This window comes from Pseudomonas sp. IT-P260, assembly GCF_949768395.1.
Taxonomy (GTDB): domain Bacteria; phylum Pseudomonadota; class Gammaproteobacteria; order Pseudomonadales; family Pseudomonadaceae; genus Aquipseudomonas; species Aquipseudomonas parakoreensis.
This window is the reverse complement of record NZ_CATKPO010000022.1, coordinates 363,740-390,419: the sequence shown is the minus strand read 5'-3', so window position 1 is coordinate 390,419 and position 26,680 is coordinate 363,740. Positions and strand designations below refer to the sequence as shown.

The window sequence follows — 26,680 nt, the reverse complement described above, 5'->3', positions numbered from 1 at the left end:
AGCGCCCACGGGAGAAAAATAATGAAGCGGTTATTGTTCGTCCTTTTTGCCGGCCTGGTACTGGCCGGCTGCGCCACTCACGGTGAAGATCCGCTGGCGCCCAAGACGGCTCACAGTGTCAACCTCAAGCGTTATCAGGGCACCTGGTATGAACTGGCGCGCCTGCCGATGTACTTCCAGCGCAACTGCGCGCAATCCGAAGCCCATTATTCGCTCAGGCCGGACGGCAATGTCGATGTGCTCAATCGCTGCCTGACCGCCGACTGGCAATGGGAAGAAGCCAAAGGCAAGGCTTATCCACAGGTGCCGGGCAAGACCGACAAGCTGTGGGTCGAATTCGATACCTGGTTCTCGCGTTTGATTCCGGGTGTGGCGAAAGGCGAATACTGGGTGTTGTACGTCAGCGACGACTACAAGACCGCCATCGTCGGCGACCCGAGCCGCAAGTACATGTGGTTGCTGTCCCGCACGCCGACCGTCAACGGTGTGGTGCGTGAGGAGTTGCTGAGCAAGGCGCGTCAGCAGGGTTACGACACCACGCGACTGATCTGGCGAGCGTCGGATCGGCAGATGGCGAAGACTTCGAATTAAAGACCACCACAAATCAAATGTGGGAGCGAGCCTGCTCGCGAAGAGGGTGTGTCAGTTAACGAAAATGTTGCTGATACACCGCTTTCGCGAGCAGGCTCGCTCCCACATTTTTGTTTTGTGTCAGCCTAAAAGTTCGCGCAGAACCTGGGTGAAGGCGCGTGCGCTTTCCTCTTCGCCTGCATGCCGGCCATCGCGCACCACCCACTGGCCATTGACCAATACATCGCGTACCTGACGATCGCCGCCAGCAAACAACCAGCGATTCAAAATCCCGTCACCACTGGCCGTGGCCAGATACGGATCATTGCCATCGAGCACGATCCAGTCGGCACGCTTGCCGACTTCCAGCGCACCAATCGGCTGCCCCAAAGCCTGCGCCCCGCCGTCCAGCGCCGCGTCATACAGCGTGCGCCCGACCATCGGCTGATCCGCCCCATACAAACGGTTGCGCCGCTGGTCGCGTAGACGCTGGCCGTACTCCAGCCAACGCAACTCCTCGACCACGCTGAGCGACACATGGCTGTCGGAACCGATGCCCATGCGCCCGCCCTGGGCGAGGAAATCTACCGCCGGGAAAATCCCGTCGCCCAGATTCGCTTCGGTGGTCAGGCACAGACCGGCGATGGCGCGACTCTTGGCCATCAGCGTGACTTCCTCGGGATTGGCGTGGGTCGCGTGAACCAGGCACCAGCGCTGATCGACTTCGGTGTTTTCATAGAGCCATTGCAGCGGCCGGCGACCGCTCCAGCTCAGGCAGTCATCGACTTCCTTCTGCTGTTCGGCGATGTGGATGTGCACCGGGCACTGCTTGTCGCTCGCCGCCAGCACTTCGCTGATCTGTTGCGGGGTGACCGCGCGCAACGAGTGGAAGCACAGCCCCAGCGATTGCGCTTTGTGCTGAGCCAGCAGCGGCTGCAGGCGCGCTTGCAGGTTCAGGTAGTTTTCGGTGCTGTTGATAAAGCGGCGCTGCCCGTCATTGGGCGTTTGGCCGCCGAATCCGGAATGGCTGTAAAGCACCGGCAACAGGGTCAGACCGATGCCGCTGTCGCTCGCTGCCTGGCTGATGCGCAGTGCCAGTTCGGCCAGATCGGCATACGGCTGACCGTTGTTGTCGTGGTGCACATAGTGGAATTCAGCAACCGAGGTGTAACCGGCCTTGAGCATTTCGATGTACAGCTGACGGGCGATGATGCCGAGTTGCTCGGGGCTGATTTTTCCGACCAGCCGATACATCAGATCACGCCAGGTCCAGAAGCTGTCGTTGGGATTGCCAGCCACTTCGGCCAGTCCCGCCATCGCGCGCTGGAAGGCGTGGGAGTGCAGATTGGGCATGCCCGGCAGCAGCGGACCGCTCAGCCGCTCGGCGCCGTCTGCGGTGGAATCGGCCTGGATTCGGGTCAGCATGCCATCGGCACTGACTTCGAGACGTACATGGTTGGCCCATCCGTTAGGCAGCAGCGCGCGTTCGGCAAAGAAGGCGGACATGGTTCAGCACCCCATCGTGTGTTATTTGTATATACATATACAGACGTTTGCCTGCCCGGTAAACTCCGGCAAGCTAGCAACCTTCATCCAATGAACAGGGATCAACCGTGCCGACTCCGCCCCCAGTCTCCCCGTTGGCCGCGAACCTGGGCGACAGTCCGGCGCCCTTGTACGCCCGCGTCAAACAGATGATCACCCAGCAGATCGACAGCGGTAACTGGCCACCGCACTACCGCGTGCCATCGGAAAGCGAGCTGGTCAGCCAGCTCGGTTTCAGCCGCATGACCATCAACCGTGCGCTGCGCGAAATGACTGCCGACGGCCTGCTGGTGCGCATGCAAGGTGTCGGTACGTTTGTCGCCGAACCGAAGAGCCAGTCCGCGCTGTTCGAAGTGCACAACATCGCCGACGAAATCGCCTCCCGCGGCCATCGCCACACCTGCCAGGTGATCACCCTCGAAGAAGAGGCCGCCGGCTCCGAGCGGGCGTTGGCGCTGGACATGCGCGAAGGGCAGAAGGTCTTCCATTCGCTGATCGTGCATTACGAAAACGACATTCCGGTGCAAATCGAAGACCGTTTCGTCAACGCGCTGGTCGCTCCGGAATACCTCAAGCAGGATTTCACCCTGCAAACCCCGTACGCCTATCTCAACCAGGTCGCGCCGTTGACTGAAGGCGAGCACGTGGTCGAAGCGATCCTCGCCGAGCCGTCCGAGTGCAAGTTGCTGCAGATCGAAAAAGGCGAGCCGTGCCTGTTGATCCGTCGTCGTACGTGGTCGGGCCGTCAGCCGGTGACGGCGGCGCGCCTGATTCATCCCGGTTCTCGTCATCGTCTGGAAGGACGCTTTCATAAATGAGCAGTGAAGTGAAAGTCTTACGCGCCGAAGGTTACCCGCGCATGCCGTGGAAAAACGGCGGCGGCAGCACCGAAGAGATCACCCGTGATGCGGGTGCTGGCCTGGATGGTTTTGGCTGGCGTCTGTCGATTGCCGACATTGCCGAGTCGGGCGGTTTCTCGACCTTTGCCGGTTACCAGCGAGTGATCACCGTGTTGCAGGGTGACGGCATGACCTTGTGCGTCGATGGTGATGACACGCGTCCATTGTTACCGCTGGACCCGTTTGCGTTCAGCGGCGAAAGCCAGGTGTCCTGCACCTTGCTCGGCGGCGCGATACGCGACTTCAACCTGATTTACGCACCACAGCGTTACCACGCGCGGTTGCAGTGGCTGGACGGTGAACAGCGGTTTTTCAGCTCGGCCTCGACGGTGCTGGTGTTCAGTGTCAGCGAGCTGCTGCAAGTGCAGGTTGCTGACAACACTGCGCAACTCGGCCGCCATGATTGCCTGCAACTGGACGGTAACACCGGCCTGCTTGAAGTCGCGGTAAACGCCGCGTGCTGCGTGATCGAGCTGACTGCGCGCTGATTAAAAAACTTAAAAGATCGCAGCCTTCGGCAGCTCCTACAGTGGAATTGATGTCCACCCTGTAGGAGCTGCCGAAGGCTGCGATCTTTTGCTTTTGGGGTGTTCCCAACCCACGCACCAACTTGTTACCGAACGCCCCAGCGTGGCGCAAAAACCACGCTTTCGTAACAGCCGCACACTTCCCCCATAGACCTCCGCAAAAATTTTCATTCACGCCGCAACCCTTGTCTCAGGCGCTCTGCAGCCCTGTCCGCGATTTTTCTTGAACGCCCCTCCAGCAAGTTGGCCGCTTGATTGCATATGCTTGTATGTACAAGTAAAGACGTATGCGTATAAGTCCGCAGCGTCCACTGATTCGCTTGTCGCGCATTGAGGCGCACAGGCTGCTTGCCCACTGCCAGGGTTGGTTTGAATTGATCGCTGAGGAGTCTTTTTCGTGACTGACACAAAACCTACTAAGTACCGTGACGTCGAGATCCGCGCTGCACGCGGCAACAAGCTGACCGCCAAGAGCTGGCTGACCGAAGCGCCGCTGCGCATGCTGATGAACAACCTCGACCCGGAAGTGGCCGAGAACCCGAAAGAGCTGGTGGTTTACGGTGGTATCGGTCGCGCTGCGCGTAACTGGGAGTGCTACGACAAGATCGTCGAAAGCCTGACCAATCTGAACGACGACGAAACCCTGCTGGTGCAATCCGGCAAACCGGTCGGCGTGTTCAAGACTCACAGCAACGCCCCGCGTGTACTGATCGCCAACTCCAACCTGGTGCCGCACTGGGCGAGCTGGGAACACTTCAACGAACTCGACGCCAAAGGCCTGGCCATGTACGGCCAGATGACCGCCGGCAGCTGGATCTACATCGGCAGCCAAGGCATCGTTCAGGGCACCTACGAAACCTTCGTCGAAGCCGGTCGTCAGCACTACAACGACAACCTCAAAGGCAAGTGGGTCCTGACCGCGGGTCTGGGCGGCATGGGCGGTGCTCAGCCGCTGGCTGCAACTCTGGCTGGCGCCTGCTCGCTGAACATCGAATGCCAGCAGGTGAGCATCGATTTCCGCCTGAAAAGCCGTTATGTCGACGAGCAAGCCAAAGACCTCGACGACGCCCTGGCGCGCATCGCCAAATACACCGCCGAAGGCAAAGCGATCTCCATCGCCCTGCTGGGTAACGCCGCAGAAATCCTTCCGGAACTGGTCAAGCGCGGCGTGCGTCCGGACATGGTCACCGACCAGACCAGTGCCCACGACCCACTGAACGGCTACCTGCCGGCGGGCTGGACCTGGGACGAGTACCGCGCCCGCGCCAAGACCGAGCCGGCTGCCGTGATCAAAGCCGCCAAGCAATCGATGGCGGTCCACGTCAAAGCGATGCTGGACTTCCAGAAGCAAGGCATCCCGACCTTCGACTACGGCAACAACATCCGTCAGATGGCGCAGGAAGAAGGCGTGGAAAACGCGTTCGACTTCCCGGGCTTCGTCCCGGCCTACATTCGTCCACTGTTCTGCCGTGGCATCGGCCCGTTCCGTTGGGCGGCACTGTCGGGTGATCCGCAGGACATCTACAAGACCGACGCCAAAGTCAAAGAGCTGATCCCGGACGACGCGCACCTGCACAACTGGCTGGACATGGCCCGCGAGCGCATCAGCTTCCAGGGTCTGCCGGCACGGATCTGCTGGGTCGGTCTGGGCCTGCGCGCCAAGCTCGGTCTGGCGTTCAACGAAATGGTGCGCAGCGGCGAGCTGTCGGCACCGATCGTGATCGGTCGCGACCACCTCGACTCCGGCTCGGTCGCCAGCCCGAACCGCGAAACCGAATCGATGCAGGACGGTTCCGACGCCGTGTCCGACTGGCCACTGCTCAATGCGCTGTTGAACACCGCGAGCGGCGCGACCTGGGTTTCCCTGCACCACGGCGGTGGTGTGGGCATGGGCTTCTCGCAGCACTCGGGCATGGTGATTGTCTGCGACGGCACTGACGAAGCGGCCGAGCGTATTGCGCGCGTGCTGCACAACGACCCGGCCACTGGCGTCATGCGTCACGCCGATGCCGGTTACCAGATCGCCATCGACTGCGCGAAGGAGCAGGGGCTGAACCTGCCGATGATTACCGGCAAATAAACGCACAACCCTGTGGTAGCGAGCCTGCTCGCGAATACGGTCTGTCAGCCACCACACATGTTGAATGTGCTGACGCCTTCGCGAGCAGGCTCGCTCCCACACTAGTGCGCAAGACGCTCAGTGAACTCGAATAACAATCCACAGAGGTTGAATCATGGCTGTAACCCCCGATCGTGCAGGTAACAAACCGTTGATCGAAAGGCGTTCGATCGACTACATCCCGGAAGCGGAAAGACACGGTCGTCTGTTGAGCCAGTTCACCCTGTGGATGGGTGCGAATCTGCAAATCACCGCGATTGTTACCGGGGCCCTGGCCGTGGTGCTGGGCGGTGATGTGTTCTGGTCGTTGATCGGTCTGTTGATCGGTCAACTGCTCGGCGGCGGCGTGATGGCGCTGCACGCGGCGCAAGGGCCGAAGCTTGGCCTGCCGCAGATGATTTCCAGCCGGGTGCAGTTCGGCGTGTATGGCGCGGCGATCCCGATCGTGCTGGTGTGCCTGATGTACCTGGGTTTCACCGCCACCGGTACGGTGCTTTCCGGACAGGCGCTGGGGCAGTTGTTCGGCGTCAGCGACACCGTCGGCATCCTGTTGTTTGCCAGTGTCATTGTGGTGGTCACCGTGCTCGGTTATCGGGTGATCCACTGGATCGGGCGGGTCGCCAGCGTCATTGGCGTGATTGCCTTTGTGTATCTGTTCAGCCGCCTGCTGAGTCAGGTGGATGTGGGCGCCCTGTTGCAGATCCGCCACTTCAGCTGGAGCAGCTTCTTGCTGGCGGTGTCGCTCGCGGCGTCCTGGCAGATCGCGTTCGGCCCGTATGTGGCGGACTATTCGCGTTACTTGCCGAGCAAGGTTTCCTCGGTGAAAACCTTCTTTGCCGCTGGCGCAGGTTCGGTCATCGGCGCGCAGGTGGCGATGGTCCTTGGCGTGTTCGCCGCGGCGTCGGCCAACGGCCAGTTCGCCGGGCATGAAGTGGCCTACATCGTCGGGCTCGGCGGCACCGGTGCCACGGCGGCGCTGCTGTATTTCAGCATCGCCTTCGGCAAGGTCACCATCTCGACGTTGAACTCGTACGGCAGCTTCATGTGCATCGCCACGATCATCAGCGGTTTCCGTGGGCATCTGACGGTCACCCGCCTGCAGCGTCTGGTGTTCGTGCTGGTGATTGTCGGTGCGGCGACCCTGATCGCACTGCTTGGCCAGCACTCGTTCCTCGGTGCGTTCAAGTCGTTCATCCTGTTTCTGCTGGCGTTCTTCACGCCATGGAGCGCGATCAACCTGGTCGACTACTACTGCATCACTCGTGAACGCTATGACGTACCGGCGCTGGCCGATCCGAATGGTCGCTACGGCCGCTGGAACCTGCTCGGGATCAGCGTCTATGTGTTCGGTGTGCTGGTGCAGCTGCCGTTCATCTCCACCAAGTTCTACACCGGCCCGCTGGTGGCTGCCCTCGGTGACGTGGATATTTCCTGGATCATCGGCCTGGTGCTGCCTGCCGCGCTGTATTACCTCTGCGCGAAAAAATGGCACGGCTCGGTGCCTGATCAGCTGATTTTGCCGCTCGAGCAGAACAGTGTTGTACAACCTGAAAAAAGTGGGGCCGGGCGCGCTGCGGCGCAGGCCTGATTGGACGTGGACAGGGCTGGATGCCTCTTGACTGCCGTAAGCCAATTCATGATTAGGAGCGTCGCAATAATGAAATCGAACAAGACCCTGCTCACCACACTGCTGTCCATGGGCCTGTTGGCCAGTGCCGGCGCCACCCAGGCTGCCGGCTGGTGCGAGTCCGGTAAACCGGTGAAATTCGCCGGCCTGAACTGGGAAAGCGGCATGTTGCTGACCGACGTGCTGCAAGTGGTGCTGGAGAAAGGTTACGACTGCAAGACCGACAGCCTGCCGGGCAACTCCATCACCATGGAGAACGCCTTGAGCAGCAACGACATTCAAGTGTTCGCCGAAGAGTGGGTCGGCCGCAGCGAAGTCTGGAACAAGGCTGAGAAGGCCGGCAAAGTCGTCGGTGTCGGCGCCCCGATCGTCGGCGCTATCGAAGGCTGGTACGTGCCGCGCTACGTGATCGAAGGCGACGCCAAACGCAAGATCGAGGCAAAAGCCCCGGACCTGAAAAACATTGCCGATCTGGGCAAATACGCGACGATTTTCAAGGACGCCGAAGAGCCGTCCAAGGGCCGTTTCTACAACTGCCCGGCGGGCTGGACCTGTGAGCTGGACAACAGCGAAATGCTCAAGAGCTACGGCCTGGAAAACAGCTACACCAACTTCCGTCCGGGCACCGGCCCGGCGCTGGATGCGGCGGTGCTGTCGAGCTACAAGCGTGGCGAGCCGATCCTGTTCTACTACTGGTCGCCAACCCCGCTGATGGGCCAGATCGACGCGGTCAAACTTGAAGAAAAACCGGGCGTCGACAAGAGCGTGAGCATCAAGGTCGGTCTGTCGAAAACCTTCCACGAACAGGCGCCGGAATTGGTGGCCGTGCTGGAAAAGGTCAATCTGCCGATCGATCTGCTGAACCAGAACCTGGGCCGCATGGCGAAGGAACGTATCGAGTCGCCAAAACTGGCGAAAATCTTCCTCAAGGAACATCCTGAGGTCTGGCACGCGTGGGTCAGTGACGACGCAGCCAAGAAAATCGACGCGGCGCTGTAGGTCGATACCTCCCGGTCAACCGTGAGGCTGGCCGGGAGATATGCCGTCATCGCTTGATTGAGATTTCTGATTGAGAGCCGCTTATGTTTCCCGAAAGCTTTACCTTTTCCATCGCCGACTGGGTCAACGGTTGGGTCGATTCGCTGGTCACCAATTATGGTGATGTGTTCCGCCATATCTCCGACAAGCTGCTGTGGGCCATCGTCAACCTCGAAGGCCTGCTGCGTGCCGCGCCGTGGTGGTTGATGCTGGCGATCGTTGGCGTCGTCGCCTGGCACGCCACGCGTAAAGTCGTGACCACTGCCGTCATCGTCGGTCTGCTGTTCCTGGTGGGCGCTGTCGGCCTGTGGGACAAACTCATGCAGACGCTGGCGCTGATGATGGTCGCGACGATCATTTCGGTGCTGATCGGCATTCCGCTGGGGATTCTCTCGGCGCGCAGCAATCGCCTGCGTTCGGTGCTGATGCCGCTGCTCGACATCATGCAGACCATGCCCAGCTTCGTGTACCTGATTCCGGTGCTGATGCTGTTCGGTCTGGGCAAGGTACCGGCGATTTTCGCCACGGTGATCTATGCCGCGCCGCCGTTGATCCGCCTGACCGATCTGGGCATTCGCCAGGTCGACGGTGAAGTGATGGAGGCGATCAATGCCTTCGGTGCCAACCGCTGGCAGCAACTGTTCGGTGTGCAACTGCCGCTGGCCCTGCCGAGCATTATGGCCGGGATCAACCAGACCACCATGATGGCCCTGTCGATGGTGGTAATCGCCTCGATGATCGGCGCCCGTGGCCTGGGTGAAGACGTACTGGTGGGGATTCAGACCCTCAACGTCGGACGCGGCCTCGAAGCCGGTCTGGCGATCGTGATTCTCGCAGTGGTCATCGACCGCATTACTCAGGCGTACGGTCGGCCACGGCATGAGGTGAGCAAATGAACAACGCAACCGTGAGCAAGATCGAAGTCAAAAACGTCTTCAAGATTTTCGGCAACCGCGCCAAGGACGCACTGGCGATGGTCGGCCAGGGCAAGACCAAGGATCAGGTGCTGAACGAAACCGGTTGTGTGGTCGGGGTCAACGACCTGTCGCTGAGCATCGGCACTGGCGAGATCTTCGTGATCATGGGCCTGTCCGGCTCGGGCAAGTCGACGCTGGTGCGCCACTTCAATCGCCTGATCGACCCCACCAGCGGCGCGATCCTGGTCGACGGCGTGGACATCCTGCAATACGACATGGAAGCGCTGCGCGAATTTCGCCGGCACAAGATCAGCATGGTGTTCCAGAGCTTCGGCCTGCTGCCGCACAAGACCGTGATCGAGAACGTCGCCTACGGCCTGAAAGTGCGCGGCGAGAGCAAGCAACTGTGCGCCGAACGTGCGCTGCACTGGATCAACACCGTGGGCCTCAAAGGCTACGAAAACAAATACCCGCACCAGCTCTCCGGCGGCATGCGTCAGCGTGTCGGCCTGGCCCGCGCGCTGGCGGCGGACACCGACATCATCCTGATGGACGAAGCGTTCAGTGCGCTGGATCCGCTGATCCGCGCCGAGATGCAGGACCAGTTGCTGGAGCTGCAAAAGACCCTGCATAAAACCATCGTCTTCATTACCCACGACCTCGACGAGGCCGTGCGCATCGGCAACCGCATCGCGATCCTCAAGGACGGCCGCCTGATTCAGGTCGGCACCCCGAGAGAGATCCTGCATTCGCCGGCGGATGAATATGTTGACCGGTTCGTGCAGCGGCGGGCGGCGGTGGTTTAGGTAGATTTGTGTTGGCTGGGCTGGCCTCTTCGCGAGCAGGCTCGCTCCCACAGGGGGTACGCATTCCAAATGTGGGAGCGAGCCTGCTCGCGAAGGCGTCGGTAAAGCTGCATCAATGTTCGGATGAGGTTAAAGATGTCCCAGGCTGAAAAAATCATCATCACCGGCAGCCCCCTGCATTGGCAGGACGTGGTCGCCGTCGCCCGTCATGGCGCGCAACTGGAACTGTCGAGCGAGACCTGGGCACGCATCGAAAACGCTCAGGGCATCGTCCAGCGCATCGTCGAAAGCGGCGAGCGCGCTTATGGCGTCAATACCGGCCTGGGTGGTTTGTCCAATGTCTCGCTGAAGGACGAACAACTCAGCCAGCTCTCACGCAACACCTTGCTCAGTCACGCTTGCGGTGTCGGCCCGGTGCTGCCCGATGAGCAGACCCGCGCGATCATCTGCGCGGCGATTCGCAACTACAGTCACGGCAAATCCGGTATTCATCGCCGCGTGGTCGAAGCGTTGCTGGCGCTGCTCAATCGTGGCATCACCCCGCAGGTGCCGGCGCAAGGCTCGGTGGGTTACCTGACGCACATGGCGCACATCGGCATCGCGCTGCTGGGCGTGGGCAATGTCAGCTATCGCGGGCAAATCATCTCGGCGCAGCAGGCGCTGGCCGAAGAAGGCCTGCAACCGGTGCAGCTCGGCGCAAAGGATGGTTTGTGCCTGGTCAACGGCACGCCGTGCATGACCGGCCTCAGCTGCCTGGCGATTGCCGATGCGACGCGACTGGTGCAATGGGCCGACGTGATCGGCGCCATGAGCTTCGAAGCCCAGCGCGGCCAGATCGCCGCGTTCGACGCCGAGATCATCGCGCTCAAGCCCCACCCGGGCATGCAGCAGGTCGGGAGCAATCTGCGTGCGTTACTCGATGGCAGTGAAGTGATCGCGACCAGCAAAGGCATTCGCACTCAGGATGCACTGAGCATCCGCTCGATCCCGCAAGTGCACGGCGCAGCGCGCGATCAACTGGAACATGCAATCAAACAGGTGGAAGCCGAACTCAATGGCTGCACCGATAACCCGTTGCTGCTGGGCACGCCGGACAACTTCCGGGTGATGTCGCAGGCTAACCCGCACGGCCAGTCAGTGGCGATGGCAGCGGATCTGCTGGCGATTGCCATGGCCGAAATCGGCTCGATTGCCGAGCGTCGTCTCGATCGCCTGGTCAACCCGCATGTCAGCGGTCTGCCGGCGTTTCTGGTGGCCAATCCGGGGGTGAACTCCGGGATGATGATCGTGCAATACGTCGCCGCCTCGCTATGTGCCGAGAACCGCCAACTGGCGCAACCGGCGGTGCTCGACAACTACGTCACCTCGGGCCTGCAGGAAGACCACTTGAGCATGGGCACCAGCGCTGCGCTGAAGCTGCACCGTGCCCTCGAAAACTGCACGCAGATCCTCGCCATCGAGTACCTGCTGGCGGCGCAGGCCTTTGAATTTCTCAAGGCGCAGCGCTTTGGCGCAGGCACCGACCGGGCGTGGCGCCTGCTGCGTGAAACCGTCCCGCCCTACGATCAGGATCGCTGGCTGGCGCCGGACATCGCTGCCGCCGCAAGCGTTCTGAAACACCCGGATTCGCTGCACAACGTATTACCGAATCTGCACTGACAATACCCATACCAGCGTGCCAAGGCGCGGATCGTCCACAAGACGAGAAACGACGGATAACGGAATGCTCCGGAGCGACTGGTAGTTAATAACAATGCCTAAACAGGAGCATTTAAATGACTGCGCTGAACCTGATTCCCGGCCAATTGAGCCTGGCCCAACTGCGTGACGTTTATCAGCAACCGGTCAAACTGACCCTCGACCACAGCGCCTCCGCGCAGATCGAGGCCAGCGTTGCGTGTGTCGAGCAGATCCTCGCCGAGAACCGTACCGCCTACGGCATCAACACCGGTTTCGGCCTGCTGGCGTCGACCCGCATCGCCAGCGAAGACCTGGAAAACCTGCAGCGTTCGCTGGTGCTGTCGCATGCCGCCGGCGTCGGTCAGCCGATCAGCGATGAACTGGTGCGGCTGATCATGGTGCTCAAGGTCAACAGCCTTAGCCGTGGTTTCTCCGGCATCCGCCGCGTGGTGATCGACGCGCTGATCGCACTGATCAACGCCGAGGTGTACCCGCACATTCCGCTCAAAGGTTCGGTCGGCGCCTCCGGTGACCTGGCACCGCTGGCGCACATGTCGCTGGTGCTGCTCGGCGAGGGCAAGGCGCGCTACAAGGGTGAATGGATGGAGGCGACCGAAGCGCTGAAAGTCGCCGGTCTGACCCCGCTGACCCTGGCGGCGAAAGAAGGTCTGGCGCTGCTCAACGGCACTCAGGTGTCCACCGCATTTGCCCTGCGTGGTCTGTTTGAAGGTGAAGACCTGTTTGCCGGTGCGCTGGCAATCGGCGGTCTGACGGTGGAAGCGGTGCTCGGTTCTCGCTCGCCGTTCGATGCACGTATTCACGCCGCTCGCGGTCAGAAAGGCCAGATTGATGCAGCCGCCGCATATCGCGATCTGCTCGGCGAGCGCAGCGAAGTCTCCGATTCGCACCAGAACTGCGAGAAGGTCCAGGATCCGTATTCGCTGCGCTGCCAGCCGCAAGTCATGGGCGCTTGCCTGACCCAGTTCCGTCAGGCCGCCGAAGTGCTGGCCATCGAAGCCAACGCCGTCTCCGACAACCCGTTGGTGTTCGCGGCTGAAGGCGATGTGATTTCCGGCGGTAACTTCCACGCCGAGCCGGTGGCCATGGCCGCCGACAACATGGCCCTGGCCATCGCTGAAATCGGCTCGCTGAGCGAACGCCGTATCTCGCTGATGATGGACAAGCACATGTCGCAACTGCCGCCGTTCCTGGTGGCCAATGGCGGCGTCAACTCGGGCTTCATGATCGCTCAGGTGACCGCCGCAGCATTGGCCAGCGAGAACAAGGCGCTGTCCCATCCGCATTCAGTCGACAGCCTGCCGACCTCGGCCAACCAGGAAGACCACGTGTCGATGGCCCCGGCCGCCGGCAAGCGCCTGTGGGAAATGGCCGAGAATACCCGCGGGATTCTCGCGGTGGAATGGCTGGCGGCGGTGCAGGGGCTGGATCTGCGTAACGGTCTGAAGACCTCGGCCAAGCTGGAACAGGCGCGGGCGATTCTGCGTCGCGAAGTGCCGTTTTATGAGAAGGATCGCTTCTTTGCGCCGGACATCAATGCGGCGACCGAGTTGTTGGCTTCGCGGTGCTTGAGCGAATGGGTTCCGGCGAAATTACTGCCTAGCCTGTAATGGCCTCTTCGCGAGCAGGCTCGCTCCCACAGGGGAATGCATTTCAACTGTGGGAGCGAGCCTGCTCGCGAAATCGATTTTGAATACTGTGGAGACTAAGGGATGAAAACCCTCTGGCAACACTGCCACGTCGCAACCATGGCGCAAGGCGTCTACTCGATCATCGAGGATGCGGCCATCGTGACGTCCGGTGCGCACATCGAGTGGATCGGCCCGCGCAATCAATTGCCCTCTGGCGAGTACCCGGCGGTCAACGACCTGCAAGGCGCGTGGGTCACCCCCGGCCTGATCGACTGCCACACCCACACGGTGTTCGGTGGCAACCGCAGCGGCGAATTCGAGAAACGCCTGCAAGGCGTCAGCTACGCCGAGATCGCAGCGCAGGGCGGCGGTATCGCGAGCACCGTGCGCGCCACCCGTGAAGCGAGCGAAGACGAGCTGTTCGCCAGCGCCGCCAAGCGTTTGAAAAGCCTGATGCGCGACGGCGTGACCACGGTCGAGATGAAGTCCGGCTACGGTCTGGATCTGGCCAGCGAACGCAAGATCCTGCGGGTCATTCGCCGGCTCGCCGCGCAACTGCCGATCAGCGTGCGCAGCACCTGTCTGGCCGCCCACGCTTTGCCGCCGGAGTACAAGGATCGCGCTGACGACTACATCGAGCACATCTGCGCCGAGATGCTTCCCGCTTTGGCCGCCGCAGGTCTGGTCGACGCCGTGGATGCGTTCTGCGAGTACCTGGCGTTCTCGCCGGAGCAGGTCGAGCGGGTGTTCATCACCGCACAGAAACTCGGTCTGCCGGTAAAGCTGCACGCCGAACAATTGTCGTCGCTGCATGGCTCCAGCCTGGCCGCGCGCTACAAGGCGTTGTCCGCCGATCATCTGGAGTTCATGGATGAAGACGACGCCATCGCCATGGCCAAAGCCGACACCGTCGCCGTGCTGTTGCCGGGCGCGTTCTATTTCCTTCGCGAAACCCGGTTGCCACCGATGGACGCCCTGCGCAAGCACAAGGTGAAAATCGCCATCGCCAGCGACCTCAACCCCGGCACCTCGCCGGCGCTGTCGTTGCGCCTGATGCTGAACATGGCTTGCACCTGCTTCCGCATGACCCCGGAAGAAGCCCTGGCCGGTGCGACCCTCCACGCGGCGCAAGCGCTGGGCATGGCCGACACCCACGGTTCGCTGGAAGTCGGCAAGGTCGCGGATTTTGTCGCCTGGCAGATCGACCGCCCGGCGGACCTGGCCTATTGGCTCGGGGGCGATCTGGACAAACGCGTCGTGCGTCACGGCGTTGAATCAAGTCTGTAGGAGAGCGGTTGTGGATAAGGTTCTGAACTTCAAACAAGGTCGCGTGCCGCTGCTGATCAGCATGCCTCACGCTGGCGTACGTCTGACCCCGGCGGTCGAGGCCGGATTGATCCCGGACGCGAAAAGCCTGCCGGACACCGACTGGCACATTCCGCAGCTTTACGATTTTGCCGAGGCGTTGGGCGCCAGCACGTTGGCCGCCGAGTACTCGCGGTTTGTCATCGACCTGAACCGCCCGTCCGACGACAAACCGCTGTACGCCGGCGCCACCACCGGGCTGTACCCGGCGACGCTGTTCGATGGCATTCCGTTGTTCCGCGAAGGGCTCGAGCCCTCCAAAGCCGAGCGGGCGACCTATCTGGAACAGATCTGGACGCCCTATCACCGCACCCTGCAGCAAGAGCTGGCGCGGCTGAAGGCTGAATTCGGCTATGCGCTGCTGTTCGACGCGCACTCGATCCGCTCGGTCATCCCGCACCTGTTCGACGGCAAACTGCCGGATCTCAACCTCGGCACCTTCAACGGCGCCAGTTGCGATCCACAACTGGCGAGGCAACTGGAAGCCATCTGCGCCCGTCACGACCCTTACAGCCACGTGCTCAACGGGCGCTTCAAGGGCGGCCACATCACCCGCCATTACGGCAACCCGGCCGAGCACATCCACGCCGTGCAACTGGAGCTGTGCCAGAGCACCTACATGGAAGAGTTCGAACCGTTCCGCTACCGCGCCGATCTGGCGGAGCCGACGCGGGTGGTGCTCAAGGCGTTGCTGCAGGGTTTGCTCGCCTGGGGCGAGAGCCACTACTCATCCTGAACACAGACCCACACCCCCCTGTGAGAGCGAGCTTGCTCGCGAAAGCATCGTGTCAGTCGATTATGAGGTGACTGATTCACCGCATTCGCGAGCAAGCTCGCTCCCACGAGGGGGCGGTGGTCCGTCCGGGTCGCCGCTGTGCAAAACACAGTCGCCACCGTTCATCTTTCCCTCTCGTCGCCTGCGTAATGTTGCGGCCACGGTGCACCAGACACCGACCTGACAATAATCCGCTGCCGCACGAGAACCCCCGAATGAAAAAGCTCTTCACTCGTTGTGCGTTAATCCTCACCGGCAGCGCGCTGTTCAGCGCTGGCGTCATGGCCAATGACGACGCCTCCTGCAAAGCCGTGCGCATGGGCGTGGTCAACTGGACCGACGTGATCGCCACCAGCGGCATGGCCGATGTGTTGCTCAATGGTCTCGGCTACGACAGCAAGCAGACCAGCGCGGTGCAGCAGATCATCTTTGCCGGCATTCGCGACAAGCGTCTGGACATCTTCCTCGGCTACTGGAAACCGGCGATGGACAACAACATTGCACCCTTCCTCGCTGCCAACCAGGTCAAAGTCCTGGACAAGCCGAGTCTGGCAGATGCTCAGGCGACGCTGGCGGTGCCGGATTACGTGGCGGCGGCCGGGTTGAAAACCTTCGCCGACATCGCGAAGTTCAAGGATCAATTGGGCGGCAAGATCTACGGCATCGAGCCGGGCAGTGGGGCCAACACCACCATCAAGAACATGATCGAGACCAACCACTTCGGTCTGAAGGATTTCAAGATCGTCGAGTCCGGTGAGGCAGGCATGCTCGCCGCTGTGCAACGCGCGGTGAATCGCAAAGAGTTTGTGGTGTTCGTCGGCTGGACCCCGCACCCGATGAACATCAACATGAAGATCACCTACCTGACCGGCAGCGAAGACGTCTACGGCCCCAACGAAGGCGCCGCCACCGTGTCCACCGTGACCGCGCCGGATTACGCCGAACGCTGCCCGAACGTCCATCGCCTGCTGCAAAACCTGACGTTCACTGCCGCCCAGGAAAGCCAACTGATGGTACCGATCATGGCACGCAAGACGCCGCAGGACGTGGCAAAGAACTGGCTGCGTGAACACCCCGAGGATCTGCAGCGCTGGCTGGCCGGGGTCAGCAGTTTCGATGGCAAGGATGGCGTGGGCGCGGTTCAGGCCAGTCTGAAAAACTGATGAGCCATTATCCGCTGACGCCGGCCATGGCGGCCTTCGTTACCCGAACCGAAAGTTTCGTCAGTGATGACAGTAGTCTCGCAGGACTGCGCCATGCCTATGACGCCATGTGTCGGGCCTTCACCCCTGAACGGCCCGCTGGGCTGGAGGTCGTTGACTTCCAGTTGAGCGGCGTACCGGTGCGCTCCTACCGACCGCCGCTCAAGCCACCGGCCAGCGGCTGGCCTTGCGTGTTGTACTTGCATGGCGGTGGTTGGGTCGTCGGTGGGCTCGACTCTCACGACTTCATCTGTTTCGAGCTGGCCATGGCGCTGGGTGCGATGGTGGTGGCGGTGGATTATCGGCTGGCGCCAGAACAGCCATACCCGGCGGGGTTCGAAGATTGCCTGAGTGTCTGGCGCGCGTTGCGCAGCGGGCCGTTCTGGTTTGACCCGCAGAAACTGCTGGTAGCCGGCGACAGTGCCGGTGGCAATCTCGCCGCCGCGTTGTGCCTGGCGTTGCGCGATGCCGACGAGGCGATGCCGGCGGCTCAAGTGCTGATCTATCCCGGCCTTGGCGGTGACGACCGGTTGCCGTCACGCAGCGAATGCGCCGATGCACCGTTGCTCGGCAGCCATGATGTGCACAGCTATCACGCTTTATACCTGCGCGGCAGCCCTCGGCCGGATGCTTATGCCATGCCGCTGCTCGCTGACGATTTCAGTGGATTGCCGCCAGCCTGGATCGCCGTGGCGCAATTCGATCCGCTGCGCGACGACGGCGTGCGCTACGCCGAACGACTGGCCAGCGCCGGCACAGACGCTTCGCTCTATTACGGCGAAGGGTTGGTGCACGGTTGTTTGCGTGCGCGAGGTCAGGTCGCCGAGGTCGACCGGCTCTACGAAAACCTGTTGAGGTTCATGGCTGACAAATTGTGACTGCGTGCGGGCATGCTCATTGATGTAAATCGGGTTTATGATGCCGGACGGCAGAATAATAGAAGTCCCCCCAGGGATGACCTCGACCCCTTACGGAGCACGCAATGCAGACATTGTTTCCGCAGATCAAACCCCATGCCCGGCACGATCTGGCTGTCGATGACACCCACACGCTGTACGTCGACGAAAGCGGTTCGCCGGAAGGCTTGCCGGTGGTGTTCATCCACGGTGGTCCCGGCGCCGGTTGCGACGCGCAGAGCCGTCGCTATTTCGACCCGAATCTGTATCGCATTGTCACCTTCGACCAGCGCGGCTGCGGACGCTCCACGCCCCACGCCAGCCTGGAAAACAACACCACCTGGGATCTGGTCGCCGACCTCGAGCGTATCCGCAAGCACTTGGGCATCGACAAATGGGTGCTGTTTGGCGGTTCGTGGGGTTCAACCCTGGCGCTGGCCTACGCGCAAACCCACCCGGAGCGTGTTCACGGTCTGATCCTGCGTGGGATCTTTCTCTGCCGTCCGCAGGAAATCGAGTGGTTCTATCAGGCCGGTGCCAGCCGTCTGTTTCCTGATTACTGGCAGGACTACATCGCGCCGATCCCGCTGGACGAGCGCGACGATCTGCTCAGCGCTTTCCACAAGCGCCTGGTCGGTAATGATCAGATCGCCCAGATGCACGCGGCCAAGGCCTGGTCGACGTGGGAAGGGCGCACCGCGACCCTGCGGCCGAACCCGCTGGTGGTCGACCGTTTCTCCGAGCCGCAGCGCGCCCTGTCGATCGCGCGGATCGAATGCCACTACTTCACCAACAATGCGTTCCTCGAGCCGAACCAGCTGATCCGCGACATGGGCAAGATCGCTCATCTGCCGGGGGTGATCATTCACGGTCGCTACGACGTGATCTGTCCGCTGGACAACGCCTGGGAATTGCATCAGGCCTGGCCGAACAGCGAGCTGCAGGTGATTCGCGATGCTGGCCACGCCGCCTCCGAGCCAGGCATTACCGACGCGCTGGTGCGTGCCGCGAGCAACATGGCCCGCCGCCTGCTCGATCTGCCGCCTGAAGAAGCATGAAGGGGCTGCTACAGCGCGTGCGCGGTGCGCGGGTCGAAGTCGCGGGAGAAATAGTCGGCGCGGTGGATCAGGGTTTGCTGGTGCTGGTGGCGGTCGAACCCGACGACACCCGTGCCAGTGCCGACAAACTTCTGCATAAGCTGCTTAACTATCGGGTATTCAGTGACGCCGAGGGCAAGATGAATCTGTCCCTGGCGGATGTGGGCGGCGGGTTGCTGCTGGTCTCTCAGTTCACCCTGGCTGCCGACACCAAGAGCGGGTTGCGTCCGAGTTTCTCGACCGCAGCCCCTCCGGCATTGGGCGAGGAATTGTTCGACTATCTATTCAGCAAAGCGAAACAGATGCATGGCACTGTGGCATCAGGTAGATTCGGCGCGGATATGCAGGTGCACCTGGTCAACGATGGCCCGGTAACCTTCCTGTTACAGACATGAAAGCGCTTGAAACATCTTTTCTAGGGCTTTTCGACTGAAAACAGGCGTTTTTCGCGATAAATACTTTGTTACCCCTGATGCGTTGTCACGCGGGCTACTAGATAATCGCGCGCTATGGGGATCAGCGTTCGCTGGTCCATTTTTGACTTAGGTAGAGACTTGTCTGGATCCGATTGGGGAATCATTTTGCCCCAGCGGAGTCGGAACAATGCTCGCCAACCTGGCATATAGATAGCTGGCCGTTGGTTTTTTGATCTGTTTTCGGCGAGGGTTGCTCGTGATTGTTAGTCCCTGTAATGCAGCAAAAATGTCTGCCAAACGCATGCGAAGTGCCCTGGTAGCGGGTTCGGCGCTCCTGTGCCTGCTCAGCGCCGGCCAGCTTTGGGCGTTCAATCTTGACGATGTATCAGCCAAGGCTAAAGAGCTCGCCGGGCAGAAATTCGAAGCCCCGCGCAGCAACCTGCCGAACGAATTCCGCGACATGAAATTCGCGGACTATCAGAAAATCCGCTTCCTCACCGAAAAGGCTGAGTGGGCCGATCAGAAGACCCCGTTCAAGCTGTCCTTTTATCACCAGGGCATGCACTTCGATACGCCGGTGAAAATCAACGAAATCACGGCGAACACCGTCGAAGAGATCAAATACGATCCGACCCGTTTCGATTTCGGCGACCTCAAGTTCGATCCGAAGGCCACCGAGCAGCTGGGCTACGCCGGTTTCCGTGTGCTGTACCCGATCAACAAGGCCGACAAGCAAGACGAAATCATGACCATGCTTGGCGCGAGCTACTTCCGCGTCGTCGGCAAGGGTCACACCTACGGTCTGTCGGCCCGTGGTCTGGCGATCGACACCGCGCTGCCGTCGGGCGAAGAGTTTCCGCGTTTCCGCGAGTTCTGGATTCAGCAGCCGAAACCGGGCGACAAGCATCTGGTGATCTTCGCCCTGCTCGATTCGCCGCGTGCCACCGGTGCCTACCGTCTGATCCTGCGTCCGGGCAGCGACACCATTGTCGACGTCAAGGCGCAGATGTTCCTGCGTGACAAGGTCGGCAAACTGGGCATCGCGCCGTTGACCAGCATGTTCCTGTTCGGCGCCAACCAGCCGTCGAAAGTCCTTAACTACCGTCGTGAACTGCACGATTCCAGTGGTCTGTCGATCCATGCCGGCAACGGCGAGTGGATCTGGCGTCCGCTGAACAACCCGAAACACTTGGCCGTGAGCAACTTCAGCGTCGAGAACCCGCGTGGTTTCGGTCTGCTGCAGCGTGGCCGTGATTTCAGCCACTACGAAGACCTCGACGACCGCTACGACAAGCGCCCAAGCGCCTGGATCGAGCCGAAGGGCGAGTGGGGCAAGGGCACCGTTGATCTGGTAGAGATTCCGACCGCCGACGAAACCAACGACAACATCGTTGCGTTCTGGAGCCCGGAAACCATGCCGGAGCCAGGCAAGCCGCTGGACTTCGCCTACCGTCTGCACTGGACCATGGACGAAGCGGCGATTCACGCCCCGGACAGCGCCTGGGTCAAGCAGACCCTGCGTTCGACCGGTGACGTCAAGCAGTCGAACCTGATCCGTCAGCCGGACGGCAGTGTCGCCTACCTGGTCGACTTCGAAGGTCCATCGCTGGCAGCCCTGGCGCCGGATGCCGACGTACGCAGTCAGGTCAGCGTTGGCGATAACGCCGAGCTGGTCGAGAACAGCGTGCGCTACAACCCGGAAACCAAGGGCTGGCGCCTGACCCTGCGGATGAAGATCAAGGACGCGAGCAAGTCCACCGAGATGCGTGCTGCCCTGGTCCAGCCAGTGGTTACCGCTGATCTGGCCAAATCTTCGGTACCGGCGTCGAATTCGTCGGTGGCCAAGGCTGACAAGATCGCCGCCAAGCAACAAGAGAAGGAAGACAAGGAAGCCAAGGCCGCTGAAGCCAAACAGGCCGACGCCAAGCCCGCCGCAGATGCCAAGGACAAGGCCACCAAAGACGCCAAGCAGCCAGCGGCTGCGAACGCGGCCCCAGCCACACCGGAATCGGCACCGACTGAAGAAGTCCTGACCGAGACCTGGAGCTATCAGTTGCCTGCCGATGAGTAACTCTCAAGTACAGCCAGAAACTCTGTCGGAGTATCTGGCGCATCTGCCGATGACCGACGAGCAGCGCGCGGAACTCGCGGGCTGCCAGTCTTTCAGCGAACTGCACCAGCGCCTGTCGTCGCCAACGTTCGACGCCCCTGCCGAAGCCGCCCAGGCTTCGGTGGGCAAGCGCCTGACCCTGAGCACCGCCGAGGAACTGGAAGAGGCGGAAATGCTGGTGCTCGACGCCAGCGGTCGGGTCAGCATGAAGGCGACGCCGCCCATCCGTCGGACCAAAGTCGTGCCGGAGCCATGGCGCACCAATATTCTGGTGCGTGGCTGGCGCCGCCTGACCGGGCGCACCAACCCGCCACAGCCGCCGAAAGATGCGAACGTGTTGCCGGCCGCGCGCTGGCGCACGGTCGGTTCGATCCGCCGCTACATTCTGTTGCTGCTGATGCTCGGCCAGACCATCGTCGCCGGCTGGTACATGAAAGGCATCATGCCGTACCAGGGCTGGTCGTTTGTCGATCTTGAAGAGGTCCTGCACCAGCCGCTGCTGCAAACCGCCACGCAAGTGCTGCCGTATGCGCTGCAAACCAGCATCCTGATTCTGTTCGGGATTCTGTTCTGCTGGGTGTCGGCCGGCTTCTGGACGGCGCTGATGGGCTTCCTCGAGTTGCTCACCGGTCACGACAAATACCGTATCTCCGGCAAAAGCGCTGGCAACGAGCCGATTCCGAAGGACGCCCGTACTGCGCTGGTGATGCCGATCTGCAACGAAGACGTGCCCCGGGTATTCGCCGGTCTGCGCGCCACCTTCGAATCGGTCGCGGCCACCGGTGATCTGGATCGCTTCGACTTCTTCGTCCTCAGCGACAGTAACGACACCGATATCTGCGTCGCCGAGCAACAGGCCTGGCTGGACGTCTGCCGCGAAGCCAAGGGCTTCGGCAAGATCTTCTATCGCCGCCGTCGCCGTCGTGTGAAACGCAAGAGCGGCAACCTCGACGACTTCTGCCGTCGTTGGGGCGGTGACTACAAGTACATGGTCGTGCTCGACGCCGACTCGGTGATGAGCGGCGAGTGCCTGACCAGTCTGGTACGCCTGATGGAGGCCACGCCGGACGCCGGGATCATCCAGACCGCGCCACGTGCGTCGGGCATGGACACGCTGTATGCGCGCATGCAGCAGTTCGCCACCCGCGTGTACGGTCCGCTGTTTACCGCCGGTCTGCACTTCTGGCAGTTGGGTGAATCCCACTACTGGGGTCACAACGCGATCATCCGCATGAAGCCGTTCATCGACCACTGCGCCCTGGCGCCGTTGCCGGGCAAAGGTGCGTTCTCCGGGGCGATCCTGTCTCACGACTTCGTTGAAGCCGCGCTGATGCGTCGTGCCGGTTGGGGCGTGTGGATTGCCTACGATCTGCCGGGCAGCTACGAAGAACTGCCGCCGAACCTGCTCGACGAACTCAAGCGTGACCGTCGCTGGTGCCACGGCAACCTGATGAACTTCCGCCTGTTCCTGGTCAAGGGCATGCACCCGGTGCACCGTGCGGTGTTCCTGACTGGCGTGATGTCGTACCTGTCGGCGCCGTTGTGGTTCTTCTTCCTGGTGCTGTCGACTGCGCTGCTGGCGGTGAACACGCTGATGGAGCCACAGTACTTCCTTGAACCGCGTCAGCTTTATCCGCTGTGGCCGCAATGGCACCCGGACAAGGCGATCGCGCTGTTCTCGACGACCATTGTGCTGCTGTTCCTGCCGAAACTGTTGAGCATCATCCTGATCTGGGCCAAGGGCGCGAAAGAGTTCGGTGGCAAGTTCAAGGTGACCCTGTCGATGCTGCTGGAGATGCTGTTCTCCATGCTGCTGGCACCGGTGCGGATGATTTTCCACACCCGTTTCGTCCTGGCCGCGTTCCTCGGCTGGGCCGCGACCTGGAACTCGCCGCAGCGTGACGACGACTCCACGCCATGGAGCGAGGCGGTCAAGCGCCACGGTCCGCAGACCTTGCTGGGTTTCTGCTGGGCGCTGCTGGTGATCTGGCTGAACCCGAGCTTCCTGTGGTGGCTGGTGCCGATCGTCGGTTCGCTGATGCTGTCGATTCCGGTGTCGGTGATTTCCAGTCGTGTCGGTCTGGGCCTCAAGTCCCGTGACGAGAGCCTGTTCCTCATCCCTGAGGAATACAATCCGCCACAGGCGCTGCTGGCGACCGACCAGTACACCCACGAGAACCGCTGGCACGCACTGAACGACGGCTTTATTCGTGCGGTGGTCGATCCACAGCAGAACGCTTTGGCGTGTTCGCTGGCGACGGCCCGTCACGGTCAGGCCGAGCCGATCGAGTGGCTGCGTCAGGAGCGTGTGCGTCACGCGATCAAGGTCGGTCCGGCCGGGCTGAACAACCATGATCGCCTGCAACTGCTGAGCGATCCGGTGGCCCTGGCCCGTCTGCACGAGCAGGTGTGGGCCGAAGGTCACGCCGAGTGGCTGGATGCCTGGCGCGCTTCGGTGAAAGCCGATCCCCACGCGCCGCTGCTGCCGCTCAAGCCTGTGAGCTTGCAGGCGCAACCGGCTTAAGAAAAAGCCCCGCCAATGCGGGGCTTTTTTTTAAAAGATCGCAGCCTTCGGCAGCTCTTACAGGGTTATGTGTACACCTGTAGGAGCTGCCGAAGGCTGCGATCTTTTGCTTTTAAAACCCTCCCCGCAACAACAAATCGCCGCAAAAAACCTTGTGCAAACGGACGAGTGCGTTAGCATCCGTCCCCGAATTGGCGCACCTGGGCATTTTTGCTCATCACGGCTGTTTTTCGCGCCGCACATGCAATGGTTTTGGGGACTTGAAGATGAAGAAGTATCTGTCGATGCTGCTGGTCGGCGTCACGGCACTGGTTGCAGTCAATGCGGCGCACGCCGGTGCAATCGATGACGCGGTCAAGCGCGGCACGTTGAAAGTCGGTATGGATCCGACCTACATGCCGTTCGAAATGACCAACAAGCGCGGCGAGATCATCGGCTTCGAAGTCGACATCCTCAAAGCCATGACCAAGGCCATGGGCGTCAAGCTGGAACTGGTCTCCACCGGTTATGACGGGATCATCCCGGCGCTGATGACCGACAAGTTCGACATGATCGGCAGCGGCATGACTCTGACTCAGGAACGCAACCTGCGCCTGAACTTCAGCGAACCGTTCATCGTGGTCGGCCAGACCCTGCTGATCCGCAAGGAGCTGGAAGGCACCATCAAGTCCTATAAAGACCTGAACACCGCCGACTACCGCATCACCTCCAAGCTCGGCACCACCGGTGAGATGGTCGCCAAGAAGCTGATCGCCAAAGCCAAGTACCACGGCTACGACAACGAGCAGGAAGCCGTGCTCGACGTGGTCAACGGCAAGGCCGACGCGTTCATCTACGACGCGCCGTACAACGTGGTCGCGGTGAACAAGGTCGGCGCCGGCAAACTGGTGTTCCTCGACAAGCCGTTCACCTACGAGCCGCTGGCCTTCGGTCTGAAGAAGGGTGATTACGACAGCCTCAACTTCATCAATAACTTCCTGCACCAGATCCACGAAGACGGCACTTACGATCGCATCCATGACAAGTGGTTCAAGAGCACCGAGTGGCTCAAGGACATGGAATAAGCCCGGTCGCATAGACCGAGTTGCCCCATTCGCGAGCAGGCTCGCTCCCACATTGGAATGCATTCCGCTGTGGGAGCGAGCCTGCTCGCGAAGAGGTCCCCCAGAGCAACAAAAATTCCGGAACCTGCAATGAAACAGAAAAAAGCCCAATGGCCCTGGCACGTCCTGACCGTGCTGGTGCTGGTCGGCCTGGCGGGCGCGTTGTATTACGCCACGTCGCTGATGTCCTACGAATGGCGCTGGAACCGCGTGCCGCAGTACTTCGCCTATCAGGCCGAAGAGTCCCAGCGCGCCAGCGACATCTCCACCGTCACCGAACTGGTGCGCAAGGGCGGCAGCGCGCAGGTCACCCTGCGCAACGACGCCGGTGACGAGCAGCACCTGACCGTCGACGAAAACAGCCTGCAATTCGCTCAGGGCGACGATGTGGCCGAAGGTGACGTCGTAGGCGTGACCCGGCATTGGGCGGCAGGGCCGCTGCTGTGGGGCCTTTGGACCACGCTGTGGCTGTCGGTGGTGTCCGGCGTACTCGGTCTGCTGATCGGTCTGGTCACCGGGCTGTGCCGCTTGTCGAGCAACCCGACCCTGCGCGACCTGTCGAGCATCTACGTCGAACTGGTGCGCGGCACGCCGCTGCTGGTGCAGATCTTCATTTTCTACTTCTTCATCGGCACGGTGATGAACCTGTCCCGGGAGTTCGCCGGGATCGCCGCGTTGTCGCTGTTCACCGGTGCCTACGTGGCCGAGATCATCCGCTCCGGTGTGCAGTCGATTGCCCGTGGCCAGAACGAAGCGGCCCGCTCGTTGGGTCTGAGTGCTGGCCAGTCGATGCGCCATGTGGTGCTGCCGCAAGCGTTCAAACGCGTGCTGCCACCGCTGGCCGGGCAGTTCATCAGTCTGGTCAAGGACACCTCGCTGGTGTCGGTGATCGCGATTACCGAGCTGCTGAAAAGCGGCCGTGAAGTTATCACCACCTCGTTCTCGCCGTTTGAAATCCTGTTCTGCGTTGCCGGCCTGTACCTGTTGATCAACCTGCCGCTGTCGAAAATCGCCAGCCGGCTTGAGCGGAGGCTCGCGCAAAGTGATTGAAGTCCGCGATCTGGTAAAAGTCTTCGACACCCGTGGTCAGGTAGTGCGGGCGGTGGATAACGTCACCACCACGGTGGCCAAGGGCGAAGTGCTGGTGGTGATCGGCCCGTCCGGCTCCGGTAAATCGACCTTCCTGCGCTGCCTCAATGGCCTGGAAGCGTTCGACTCGGGTTCGGTGAGCATCGACGGCCTGCAACTGGCCGACCCGAAAACCGACGTCAACGCCTACCGCCGCGAAGTCGGCATGGTCTTCCAGCATTTCAACCTGTTCCCGCACATGACCGTGCTGGAAAACCTCTGCCTGGCGCAGAAAGTCGTGCGCAAGCGCGGGCAGAAGGAAAGTGAGGCCAAGGCTTTGGCGTTGCTGGAGAAGGTCGGTATCGCGCAAAAAGCCCGCGAATACCCGTCACGTCTGTCCGGCGGTCAGCAACAGCGCGTGGCGATTGCCCGGGCGCTGGCGATGGACCCGAAAGTGATGCTGTTCGACGAGCCGACTTCGGCCCTCGACCCGGAAATGGTCGGTGAAGTGCTGGACGTGATGAAGAACCTGGCCGTGGAAGGCATGACCATGGTCTGCGTCACGCACGAAATGGGCTTCGCCCGGGAAGTGGCGGATCGGGTGCTGTTCTTCGATCACGGCAAATTGCTGGAAGATGCGTCCCCGGCGGAGTTCTTCGATGCGCCGAAGGATCCGCGGGCTCAGGCTTTCCTGCGTCAGGTCCTGTAAAGCAAAAAAGATCGCAGCCTTCGGCAGCTCCTACAGAG

At 61.4% G+C, this 26,680-nt stretch carries 22 protein-coding genes; 21 read left to right on the top strand and 1 reads right to left on the bottom strand.

Features of this window, described 5'->3' with window-relative positions:
- Positions 1 to 21: 21 nt before the first annotated feature.
- On the top strand, positions 22 to 591 hold the full coding sequence (locus ACM6HV_RS12505; protein WP_041071454.1) for a lipocalin family protein: 570 nt from the start codon (positions 22 to 24) through the stop codon (positions 589 to 591).
- Between the two features lie 120 nt (positions 592 to 711).
- On the opposite strand, the gene ACM6HV_RS12500 is transcribed toward ACM6HV_RS12505, so the two are convergent.
- On the bottom strand, positions 712 to 2,076 hold the full coding sequence (locus ACM6HV_RS12500; RefSeq protein WP_414904320.1) for a formimidoylglutamate deiminase: 1,365 nt from the start codon (positions 2,074 to 2,076) through the stop codon (positions 712 to 714).
- A 188-nt stretch (positions 2,077 to 2,264) separates the two neighbouring features.
- Between ACM6HV_RS12500 and hutC the strand changes: the two genes are divergently transcribed.
- The 20 genes from hutC to ACM6HV_RS12400 all read left to right on the top strand — a co-directional run bounded on the left by hutC (position 2,265) and on the right by ACM6HV_RS12400 (position 26,642).
- Positions 2,265 to 2,933, top strand: a complete 669-nt coding sequence (hutC, locus tag ACM6HV_RS12495; protein ID WP_230679353.1) for a histidine utilization repressor — start codon at positions 2,265 to 2,267, stop codon at positions 2,931 to 2,933.
- The gene (locus tag ACM6HV_RS12490) at positions 2,930 to 3,502 is read left to right on the top strand and encodes a HutD family protein (RefSeq protein WP_414904319.1); all 573 of its coding nucleotides are present in this window, start codon (positions 2,930 to 2,932) and stop codon (positions 3,500 to 3,502) included. The genes hutC and ACM6HV_RS12490 overlap by 4 nt, the downstream gene beginning before the upstream one ends.
- Before the next feature lie 436 nt (positions 3,503 to 3,938).
- On the top strand, positions 3,939 to 5,621 hold the full coding sequence (hutU, locus tag ACM6HV_RS12485; RefSeq protein WP_115988393.1) for a urocanate hydratase: 1,683 nt from the start codon (positions 3,939 to 3,941) through the stop codon (positions 5,619 to 5,621).
- 154 nt (positions 5,622 to 5,775) lie between these two features.
- On the top strand, positions 5,776 to 7,248 hold the full coding sequence (locus ACM6HV_RS12480) for a cytosine permease (protein ID WP_145595936.1): 1,473 nt from the start codon (positions 5,776 to 5,778) through the stop codon (positions 7,246 to 7,248).
- 69 nt (positions 7,249 to 7,317) lie between these two features.
- Entirely contained in the window at positions 7,318 to 8,286 is a 969-nt protein-coding gene (locus ACM6HV_RS12475) for an ABC transporter substrate-binding protein (RefSeq protein ID WP_041071468.1), read from the top strand.
- 83 nt (positions 8,287 to 8,369) lie between these two features.
- Complete coding sequence (locus ACM6HV_RS12470) at positions 8,370 to 9,221, top strand: ABC transporter permease (protein WP_414904318.1); 852 nt, start codon at positions 8,370 to 8,372, stop codon at positions 9,219 to 9,221.
- A complete protein-coding gene (locus tag ACM6HV_RS12465) occupies positions 9,218 to 10,048 on the top strand; it encodes a quaternary amine ABC transporter ATP-binding protein (RefSeq protein ID WP_047601084.1) in 831 nt (276 codons plus the stop codon). Before ACM6HV_RS12470 ends, ACM6HV_RS12465 begins: the two co-directional genes overlap by 4 nt.
- A 135-nt stretch (positions 10,049 to 10,183) precedes the next feature.
- On the top strand, positions 10,184 to 11,707 hold the full coding sequence (gene hutH, locus ACM6HV_RS12460) for a histidine ammonia-lyase (RefSeq protein WP_414904317.1): 1,524 nt from the start codon (positions 10,184 to 10,186) through the stop codon (positions 11,705 to 11,707).
- A 116-nt stretch (positions 11,708 to 11,823) separates the two neighbouring features.
- The gene (gene hutH / locus ACM6HV_RS12455; RefSeq protein WP_414904316.1) at positions 11,824 to 13,356 is read left to right on the top strand and encodes a histidine ammonia-lyase; all 1,533 of its coding nucleotides are present in this window, start codon (positions 11,824 to 11,826) and stop codon (positions 13,354 to 13,356) included.
- Between the two features lie 102 nt (positions 13,357 to 13,458).
- On the top strand, positions 13,459 to 14,664 hold the full coding sequence (hutI, locus tag ACM6HV_RS12450) for an imidazolonepropionase (RefSeq protein WP_414904315.1): 1,206 nt from the start codon (positions 13,459 to 13,461) through the stop codon (positions 14,662 to 14,664).
- A gap of 10 nt (positions 14,665 to 14,674) precedes the next feature.
- Positions 14,675 to 15,478: an N-formylglutamate deformylase gene (hutG, locus tag ACM6HV_RS12445; RefSeq protein ID WP_414904314.1), complete on the top strand. Its 804-nt coding sequence runs from the start codon at positions 14,675 to 14,677 to the stop codon at positions 15,476 to 15,478.
- Positions 15,479 to 15,732: 254 nt separating this feature from the next.
- On the top strand, positions 15,733 to 16,680 hold the full coding sequence (locus ACM6HV_RS12440) for a choline ABC transporter substrate-binding protein (RefSeq protein WP_414904313.1): 948 nt from the start codon (positions 15,733 to 15,735) through the stop codon (positions 16,678 to 16,680).
- A complete protein-coding gene (locus ACM6HV_RS12435) occupies positions 16,680 to 17,597 on the top strand; it encodes an alpha/beta hydrolase (RefSeq protein WP_414904312.1) in 918 nt (305 codons plus the stop codon). The genes ACM6HV_RS12440 and ACM6HV_RS12435 overlap by 1 nt, the downstream gene beginning before the upstream one ends.
- Before the next feature lie 104 nt (positions 17,598 to 17,701).
- Positions 17,702 to 18,673: a prolyl aminopeptidase gene (gene pip, locus ACM6HV_RS12430; protein WP_003220824.1), complete on the top strand. Its 972-nt coding sequence runs from the start codon at positions 17,702 to 17,704 to the stop codon at positions 18,671 to 18,673.
- On the top strand, positions 18,670 to 19,107 hold the full coding sequence (dtd, locus tag ACM6HV_RS12425) for a D-aminoacyl-tRNA deacylase (protein WP_041071491.1): 438 nt from the start codon (positions 18,670 to 18,672) through the stop codon (positions 19,105 to 19,107). Before pip ends, dtd begins: the two co-directional genes overlap by 4 nt.
- A gap of 307 nt (positions 19,108 to 19,414) precedes the next feature.
- Positions 19,415 to 21,199, top strand: coding sequence for a glucan biosynthesis protein G (locus tag ACM6HV_RS12420; protein ID WP_414904311.1), 1,785 nt, complete (start codon positions 19,415 to 19,417; stop codon positions 21,197 to 21,199).
- A complete protein-coding gene (mdoH, locus tag ACM6HV_RS12415; protein ID WP_145595950.1) occupies positions 21,192 to 23,762 on the top strand; it encodes a glucans biosynthesis glucosyltransferase MdoH in 2,571 nt (856 codons plus the stop codon). Before ACM6HV_RS12420 ends, mdoH begins: the two co-directional genes overlap by 8 nt.
- Before the next feature lie 266 nt (positions 23,763 to 24,028).
- Positions 24,029 to 24,826 carry a transporter substrate-binding domain-containing protein gene (locus ACM6HV_RS12410; protein ID WP_095667758.1) on the top strand — a complete coding sequence of 266 codons (798 nt, stop codon included), beginning with the start codon at positions 24,029 to 24,031 and terminating at the stop codon, positions 24,824 to 24,826.
- A gap of 129 nt (positions 24,827 to 24,955) precedes the next feature.
- The gene (locus ACM6HV_RS12405; RefSeq protein WP_041071503.1) at positions 24,956 to 25,915 is read left to right on the top strand and encodes an amino acid ABC transporter permease; all 960 of its coding nucleotides are present in this window, start codon (positions 24,956 to 24,958) and stop codon (positions 25,913 to 25,915) included.
- Positions 25,908 to 26,642, top strand: coding sequence for an amino acid ABC transporter ATP-binding protein (locus ACM6HV_RS12400; RefSeq protein ID WP_041071506.1), 735 nt, complete (start codon positions 25,908 to 25,910; stop codon positions 26,640 to 26,642). Before ACM6HV_RS12405 ends, ACM6HV_RS12400 begins: the two co-directional genes overlap by 8 nt.
- The last annotated feature ends 38 nt before the right edge of the window (positions 26,643 to 26,680 follow it).

What these genes read in the sequence shown, in the direction of transcription:
- ACM6HV_RS12490 (WP_414904319.1), top strand. Translation starts at nt 2,930, where the DNA reads ATGAGCAGTGAAGTGAAAGTCTTACGCGCCGAAGGTTACCCGCGCATG.
- ACM6HV_RS12405 (WP_041071503.1), top strand. Translation starts at nt 24,956, where the DNA reads ATGAAACAGAAAAAAGCCCAATGGCCCTGGCACGTCCTGACCGTGCTG.
- hutC (WP_230679353.1), top strand. Translation starts at nt 2,265, where the DNA reads ATGATCACCCAGCAGATCGACAGCGGTAACTGGCCACCGCACTACCGC.
- hutH (WP_414904317.1), top strand. Translation starts at nt 10,184, where the DNA reads ATGTCCCAGGCTGAAAAAATCATCATCACCGGCAGCCCCCTGCATTGG.
- ACM6HV_RS12500 (WP_414904320.1), bottom strand. Translation starts at nt 2,076, where the DNA reads ATGTCCGCCTTCTTTGCCGAACGCGCGCTGCTGCCTAACGGATGGGCC.
- ACM6HV_RS12470 (WP_414904318.1), top strand. Translation starts at nt 8,370, where the DNA reads ATGTTTCCCGAAAGCTTTACCTTTTCCATCGCCGACTGGGTCAACGGT.
- ACM6HV_RS12475 (WP_041071468.1), top strand. Translation starts at nt 7,318, where the DNA reads ATGAAATCGAACAAGACCCTGCTCACCACACTGCTGTCCATGGGCCTG.
- hutH (WP_414904316.1), top strand. Translation starts at nt 11,824, where the DNA reads ATGACTGCGCTGAACCTGATTCCCGGCCAATTGAGCCTGGCCCAACTG.
- ACM6HV_RS12480 (WP_145595936.1), top strand. Translation starts at nt 5,776, where the DNA reads ATGGCTGTAACCCCCGATCGTGCAGGTAACAAACCGTTGATCGAAAGG.
- pip (WP_003220824.1), top strand. Translation starts at nt 17,702, where the DNA reads ATGCAGACATTGTTTCCGCAGATCAAACCCCATGCCCGGCACGATCTG.
- ACM6HV_RS12440 (WP_414904313.1), top strand. Translation starts at nt 15,733, where the DNA reads ATGAAAAAGCTCTTCACTCGTTGTGCGTTAATCCTCACCGGCAGCGCG.
- ACM6HV_RS12505 (WP_041071454.1), top strand. Translation starts at nt 22, where the DNA reads ATGAAGCGGTTATTGTTCGTCCTTTTTGCCGGCCTGGTACTGGCCGGC.
- ACM6HV_RS12410 (WP_095667758.1), top strand. Translation starts at nt 24,029, where the DNA reads ATGAAGAAGTATCTGTCGATGCTGCTGGTCGGCGTCACGGCACTGGTT.
- ACM6HV_RS12435 (WP_414904312.1), top strand. Translation starts at nt 16,680, where the DNA reads ATGAGCCATTATCCGCTGACGCCGGCCATGGCGGCCTTCGTTACCCGA.
- ACM6HV_RS12465 (WP_047601084.1), top strand. Translation starts at nt 9,218, where the DNA reads ATGAACAACGCAACCGTGAGCAAGATCGAAGTCAAAAACGTCTTCAAG.
- mdoH (WP_145595950.1), top strand. Translation starts at nt 21,192, where the DNA reads ATGAGTAACTCTCAAGTACAGCCAGAAACTCTGTCGGAGTATCTGGCG.
- ACM6HV_RS12420 (WP_414904311.1), top strand. Translation starts at nt 19,415, where the DNA reads ATGTCTGCCAAACGCATGCGAAGTGCCCTGGTAGCGGGTTCGGCGCTC.
- dtd (WP_041071491.1), top strand. Translation starts at nt 18,670, where the DNA reads ATGAAGGGGCTGCTACAGCGCGTGCGCGGTGCGCGGGTCGAAGTCGCG.
- hutI (WP_414904315.1), top strand. Translation starts at nt 13,459, where the DNA reads ATGAAAACCCTCTGGCAACACTGCCACGTCGCAACCATGGCGCAAGGC.